Source organism: Streptomyces mayteni (assembly GCF_054783955.1).
The window spans coordinates 59447-65576 of the sequence record NZ_BAAGPR010000037.1 but is presented as its reverse complement, the minus strand read 5'-3'; the positions used below and the strand labels follow the sequence as shown (position 1 = coordinate 65576).

Here is a 6130-nt window from a genome sequence, read left to right as displayed (position 1 = left end):
CGCGGCGGCTTCCACCGCGACGACCGGCGTGGCGGCGGCTTCCACCGTGACGACCGCGACCGGGACCGGGGCGACCGCCGGCCCTACGGGCGGCGCGACGACCGGGACCGCAGGGAAGGCGGCGACCGCGGCGGCTTCCACCGCGACGACCGGCGTGGCGGCGGCTTCCACCGTGACGACCGCGACCGCAGGGAAGGCGACCGCGGCGGCGAGCGCCGTTCGTACGGCGGCCCGCGCCGCGACTTCGACCGGCGGGACGGCGAGCGTGGCGGCGGGTTCCGCCGTGACGACCGTCGCCCCGGCGGCTTCCGCGACGACCGTCCGTCGTCGTCGTTCGACCGCCGGTCCGACAAGCCGCGCTGGAAGCGCGACTGACCACCCGCCCGTCCGACGCGCGTTCGGCCCTCCTCGCCCCCACCGGGAGCGAGGAGGGCCGGGCTATGCTGCTCCCTACGGGCCGTTAGCTCAATTGGCAGAGCAGCGGACTTTTAATCCGTTGGTTGTGGGTTCGAGTCCCACACGGCCTACCACGACGGCGGCACGAGGCATCCGGGTCGAACGCCTCGTCCGCCGGCGGCCGTTCACTGGTCGAGATCGATCGACAGTCCCTTCTCTCCGTAGCAGGAACCCGGCAGCGGAGCGCCGCCGTTCCTGCGGATCGCGATGGCCATGAGTTCGTCGAGGTCGTAGATCGCGCGGCCTGGCGAGCCGTAGCGGGTGATCTTTCCCCGGCTGGCCCACTTGCGGATGGTCGCGCGGGTCACGCCGACGGCGAGCGCGGCGAGTTCGGTGGTGACGGGGCGCAGCGGTTCCGAGGCCCCGCTCACCCGCGACCTCCCGCCGTGCCGGCCGGCGTCGACTCCCGCCGCCAGCCCGCCCGTCCCAACCGGTGGGCCAGCAGGAGCCACTGCTGGGCGGGCCAGGTGTGGCCGCTGTCGCACGCCACGTGGTGGCGCGTGGGGCCGTGGCCGTGGAAGCGGACGGTGACGCGGCTCTCGCAGCCGGGGTGGGGGCATCCCCCCACGTCGACCCTTCGGGACGGGCCGCCGTTCAGAGCCCGGCGCGCGGCCCGGCTCACCGCGTCGATCTCCGCCAGGAATTCGGCGGCCGCGGGGTGCGCGAGCAGCCGGTCCAGATGGCGGGAGAGAAACGCGGCGAGTTCGTCCACGGTGCGCCGCGCCGGGGCGGCGAGCCCGAACTCCTCCACCGCGAGTCCGGCCCAGGCGGCCGTCACATGGAGCAGATCGGTTCGTGCGCTGGCGGCGGCCTCGTTGATCGGGAGGCCCTGTGGTGCGCTGCCGCTCACCCGTTCGGTCATCATCGGGCGCGGCGGGCGGGCCAGTGCGGTCTCACTGGCCAGGTAGAGCTTCGGCAGCCCGGCGAGTACCGCCTCGACACACTGCCGGCAGGTGGGACAGACGGCGAGGCCGGGCACCACTGGGCGCCCGCACCTCGCTCCCCGACCCGTTTTCAGTCTTGGTGCGGCACATGATAACTCCGACATCCATTACCCCCGTGCTGCATGGAATTATTGGAGACTTTCAACCATTTCCATCGGGAAAGAGGGAGGGCTCATTCCCGATGGGTTCAAGTTGTGAATTCAACGTTCGCGCCGCGGGCCCTGAATCACCTTGCATGGTCACTGCATGTGGTGATTCGGCGAGTCATTGTCGCGGCACTTGACTAACCCCGAGGTATGAGAACACATTGCCAACGTGTGAACCCATAGGGATCCGATGTGATGTACATCACTCCCATGGGGAGTTTGGCGTGCTGCTCGGGGTGGGGGTGGGTCGCGCTCGACTCGCGCGCAGGCGTGGTGTTTTCACAGGTCAGTGAGGTTCCGGCGGATTCGGGGCGCCGGCCCGGTGTGGCCGGGGGGCACGGCCCGCTCGGTGGATCGGTGGACCTGCGGTGATACGTCCGCGGGGTCGCTATTCGGTGAGTGGGGTGCGGCGGCCCGGGCGTCGGAAATCCGCGACGGGTATGCGGATAAACCTCTGGGGCGGGCGGTCTTATCATCGGCTTCCGCCGATCAATGGCTGACGTGCTCTCTTCAGGTGGGCAGGCCCGGGGTGACGGTGGGTATCCCGTGGCCGGCCCGGCTTTTCCATCGTGTCGGTTTGCTGGCGGCTTCTGGCGGGCGGGGCGAAAAGGGTCGGGAGGCCGCTTCGGTCGTGTCGTGCCGGGTTTTGAACTGCTGTGTCCCGGGTGTTCCTCCGGGGCCGGGGCGGGGTGCGAATCCGGTGGGTATCGGGCGCCGTCGAGCGAGCGGCGCCTTCCTCGCTTTTCGGGCTTTGACATCGACGTTGGACGTGTGTCACGCTCTTCGGCCAGCGGCGGACGTGCGTCCACAGCACGCCGGGCCATCGGCCCCTCCCGCCCCTCCAGTTCCGGGAAAACGCCCCCTGACCTTGGCGAACGAGGCGGGCTCCGCGGCGTGACCCGCTCCCTGCCGAGACCGAAGGCCCACGCCGGCGGCGCGCCGGCGCGGCCACCTCCACCACGGCCACCTCCACGACCTCCGGGCCGTCCCCCCGGCATGCCCGCGGGCCGCGCGGCCGGTGCCGAAGGCGACGAGAGAAGGGCAATCACCGTGACGCCGACGATCCCCCGATCCGACATCGACCTGTGGTCCGAGGAGGTCATCAAGGCGCCGTACGCCGCCTATCGCGAGCTGCGTGACCTGGGCCCCGCCGTCTGGCTCGAGCGGTACCAGGTCTACGCCGTGACCAGGTACGACGACGTCTACGAGGCGCTGCACGACCACGACTCGTTCGCCTCGGGCTCCGGGGTCGCGCTCAACGAGCGGCTCAACCAGAAGATGAAGGGCAGCGCGCTGGTCAGCGACCCGCCCTACCACGACCACGTGCGCGGCGTGATGGGCGGCCCGCTCACCCCGAAGGCGCTGCGGGCGCACCGCGAGGACTTCCAGCGGCTCGCCGACGACCTGATCGACCGGCTGGTCGAGCGCGGCAGCTTCGACGCGGTGGTCGACTTCGCCCAGCTCTTCCCGCTCTCCGTGGTGCCCGACCTGCTCGGCTGGCCGACCGAGGGCCGGGAGCACTTCCTGGCCTGGGCGTCGGCCGGGTTCAACGCGCTCGGCCCGATGAACGAGCGGGCCGAGGCGGACATCCCGGTGCTGGCCGGGATGTGGGCCTTCATGGCCGAGATCGTGCAGCCGGGCCGGCTGCGGCCGGGGAGTTGGGGCGACGACCTGGTGGCGGCCGCCCAGGAGGGCACCGTCAGCAAGCAGTTGCTGCCGGCGCTGATCGGCGACTACCTGGTGCCGTCGCTCGACACCACGGTCTCCGCGCTGACCAGCGCGATGCTGTTCCTCGGCCAACACCCGGAGCAGTGGCGGGCGATCCGGGACGACCCGGCGCTGATCCCCAACGCGCTCAACGAGGTCATCCGCCTGGAGACCCCGATCCGCGCGCTGGCCAGGACGGTCACCAGGGACCGGGAGCTGAGCGGCACCGTGCTGCCCGCCGGTTCCCGGGCGTTGATCGTCTACGCCTCGGCCAACCGGGACGAGCGGCACTGGGACGAGCCGGAGACCTTCGACGTCACCCGCGCCAACGCCAACACCCACGTCGGGTTCGGCCACGGCATCCACGGCTGCGTCGGCCAGGGCCTGGCCAGGCTCGAGGGCCACGCGCTGCTGACGGCGCTGGCCGAGAAGGTCGAGGCGATCGAGGTGGGCCAGCCGGAGTACCGGGTCCACAACACCATCAGGGCGATCACCACACTGCCGGCGACGCTCAAGGCGTCCACGTGAGGCGACCGGCCGGAGGCGGCCGGAGGCTGGAGGAACGGTGAAGGTATTCGTCGACCGGGCCCGCTGCGAGGGCCACGGTCTTTGCGAGGACGCGGCGCCCGCCCTGTTCGGGCTCGACGACGACGGCGAACTGGTGGTCAGGTTCTCGGAGACGGTGCCCGCCGGCCAGGAGGACCCGGCGGAGGCGGCGGTGCGGGTGTGCCCGGTAGGCGCCCTGCGGCGCGCTGGCGAGTCCTGAATGAGATACGAAGGGCTGTACGTCGCCGCCACCGGCACCCGGCTGCCGGCGCCGATGAGCGTGGCGCGGGCCGTCGCCGACGGGTTGGTCGAGCCGGCGCTCGCGAGCTCGCTCCGGGTCGCCTCGGTGACCGTCTCGGCGGGCGAGTCCGGCCCCGAACTGGCGGCCGCCGCCGGCCGGAAGGCGCTGGAGCGCTCCGACCTCTCGCCGGCCGAGATCGACATCGTGCTGCACGCCTCGATCTACCACCAGGGGCAGGAGCTGTGGGCGCCCGCCTCCTACGTGCAGCGGGTCGCCGTCGGCAACCAGTGCCCGGCGCTGCACGTCGGGCAGGTCTCCAACGGCGGGATGGCCTCGATGGAGTTGGCCGCCGCCTACCTGCGCGCCGAGCCTGGCCGCACCGCCGCGCTGCTGACCGCGGGTGACCGGTTCTGCCCGCCGGGCTTCGACCGGTGGCGCAGCGACCCGGGCACCGTCTACGGGGACGGCGGCTCGGCGCTGGTGCTCTCCACGAGGCGCGGCTTCGCCCGGGTGCGCAGCCTGGCCACCGCGTCCCGGCCCGAGTTGGAGGGGATGCACCGCGGCTCGGCCCCGTTCGGGCCGGTGCCGTTCAGCCACCGGGAGCGGGTCGACCTGGCGGCGTGCAAGGACGAGTTCCTGGCCGAGACCGGCCGCTCGCTGGCCACCTCCCACCTGGGCTCAGGGCAACAGGAGGCGCTGAAGCAGGCGTTGGCCGACGCCGATCTCGAACTCGCCGAGATCGACTGGCTGGTGCTGCCGCACCTGGGCTTCCGGCGGCTGTCGGCGAGCTACTTCAGCAGGTACGAGATCGACCCGGAACGCACCACCTGGCCCTGGAGCCGCACCGTGGGACACCTGGGCGCGGGCGACCAGTTCGCCGGGCTCGACCACCTGGTCACCAGCGGCGCGGCCGGCCCGGGCAGCCGCTGCCTGCTGGTCGGGGTGGGCGCCGGGTTCAGCTTCTCGTGCGCGGTCGTCGAGGTGCTCGAGACGCCGGGGTGGGCGGGCTGAGCCCCCCGTACCCGCCGGCCGGGGGAGCCACGCCACCGAGGGGAGAGGACGGATGAGCCGAAGGATCGTGCTGCTGCTGCCGGGACAGGGCGCGCAGCACCAGGGCATGGGAGTGCCGCTCTACCGGCGGGAGCCGGTCTTCGCCGAGGCGATGGACGCGTTCTTCGCGGCGATGGGCGAGGAGGGCGCACGCCTGCGGGCCGACTGGCTCAGCGACGCGCCGACCCTGCCGATCGACGACGGGCCGCGGGCCCAGCCGCTGCTCTTCGCCATGGGCCACGCCGTGGGCCGGGTGCTGATCGAGCGCGGGCTGCGGCCAGGGCTGCTGCTCGGGCACAGCGTGGGGGAGTTGGCGGCCGCCGCGCTCGCCGGGGTCTTCGAACCGGCGGCCGGGGCGCGGATCCTGCGCGGCCGGTCCGCGGCGCTGGCCGGCGCGCCACCCGGCGGCATGCTGGCGGTGGCCGCTTCCCCCGAGCGGGTCGCCGAGCTGATCACGGCGCGGTGGGCCGCCGCGGGGCTCGCCGTCGGGGCGGTCAACGGCCCCGCGCAGACCATCCTGGCCGGGCCCGAGGCGGAGTTGACACTGGCGGCCGAGGCGGCCAGGGCCGCCGACCTGACCTGCGTCCGGGTCCGCGCCCACCAGCCGTTCCACTCGCCCGTGCTGGCCGAGGCGGCCAGGGAGTTCGAGAAGGCCATCGCCGCCGAGCGGCTGCGGGCCCCCGACACCCCGGTCCTCTCGGCCAGGACGGCCAGGACCGTCGAGCCGGAGGAGGCGGTGGACGCCGGGTTCTGGGCCCAGCTGATGAGCGAACCGGTGCTGTTCTGGCCGGCGTTGGCCGGGCTCCCGGCCGACGAGGGGTTCCTCTTCGTCGACACCGGGCCAGGCAACGGCCTGGCCACCATCGCCAGGCGCCACCCCTCGGTGCGCGCCGGACTCAGCCTGGTGGTGCCGCTGATGCCGCCGCCGGGACGCGACCCGTGGCCGGTCTGGGAGCGGGGGCTCGCCACGCTGGCCGACGTCGGCTGATCGGCCGGCCGACCACGGCACCAACACCCAACGAACAGGACCCGGTTGCCAG

6 protein-coding genes, 1 tRNA gene and 1 pseudogene are annotated in these 6130 nt (G+C 73.0%); 6 read left to right on the top strand and 2 right to left on the bottom strand.

The genetic code is table 11. The features are described from left to right. Together ACYVPE_RS18305 and ACYVPE_RS18300 are read left to right on the top strand one after the other, a co-directional pair. A pseudogene (locus ACYVPE_RS18305) lies at nt 1–375 on the top strand (DEAD/DEAH box helicase); the annotation flags it as partial. A gap of 79 nt (nt 376–454) precedes the next feature. Continuing rightward, a tRNA-Lys gene (locus ACYVPE_RS18300) sits at nt 455–530 on the top strand. Nucleotides 531–581: 51 nt separating this feature from the next. Here ACYVPE_RS18300 and ACYVPE_RS18295 read toward each other — a convergent pair. Next, nucleotides 582–827, bottom strand: a complete 246-nt coding sequence (locus ACYVPE_RS18295) for a transcriptional regulator (RefSeq protein ID WP_461034693.1) — start codon at nt 825–827, stop codon at nt 582–584. Next, the gene (locus tag ACYVPE_RS18290; RefSeq protein ID WP_461034692.1) at nt 824–1435 is read right to left on the bottom strand and encodes a hypothetical protein; all 612 of its coding nucleotides are present in this window, start codon (nt 1433–1435) and stop codon (nt 824–826) included. The genes ACYVPE_RS18295 and ACYVPE_RS18290 overlap by 4 nt, the downstream gene beginning before the upstream one ends. A gap of 1161 nt (nt 1436–2596) precedes the next feature. On the opposite strand from ACYVPE_RS18290, the gene ACYVPE_RS18285 reads away from it, so the two are divergent. From ACYVPE_RS18285 to ACYVPE_RS18270, 4 genes are read left to right on the top strand one after another with little or no spacing between them, the layout of a single operon-like run. After that, the gene (locus tag ACYVPE_RS18285; protein ID WP_461034691.1) at nt 2597–3781 is read left to right on the top strand and encodes a cytochrome P450; all 1185 of its coding nucleotides are present in this window, start codon (nt 2597–2599) and stop codon (nt 3779–3781) included. 37 nt (nt 3782–3818) lie between these two features. Continuing rightward, the gene (locus ACYVPE_RS18280; protein ID WP_461034690.1) at nt 3819–4019 is read left to right on the top strand and encodes a ferredoxin; all 201 of its coding nucleotides are present in this window, start codon (nt 3819–3821) and stop codon (nt 4017–4019) included. Continuing rightward, nucleotides 4020–5051 carry a ketoacyl-ACP synthase III family protein gene (locus ACYVPE_RS18275; protein WP_461034689.1) on the top strand — a complete coding sequence of 344 codons (1032 nt, stop codon included), beginning with the start codon at nt 4020–4022 and terminating at the stop codon, nt 5049–5051. It abuts the gene before it with no gap. A gap of 52 nt (nt 5052–5103) precedes the next feature. After that, a complete protein-coding gene (locus ACYVPE_RS18270; protein WP_461034688.1) occupies nt 5104–6078 on the top strand; it encodes an acyltransferase domain-containing protein in 975 nt (324 codons plus the stop codon). The last annotated feature ends 52 nt before the right edge of the window (nt 6079–6130 follow it).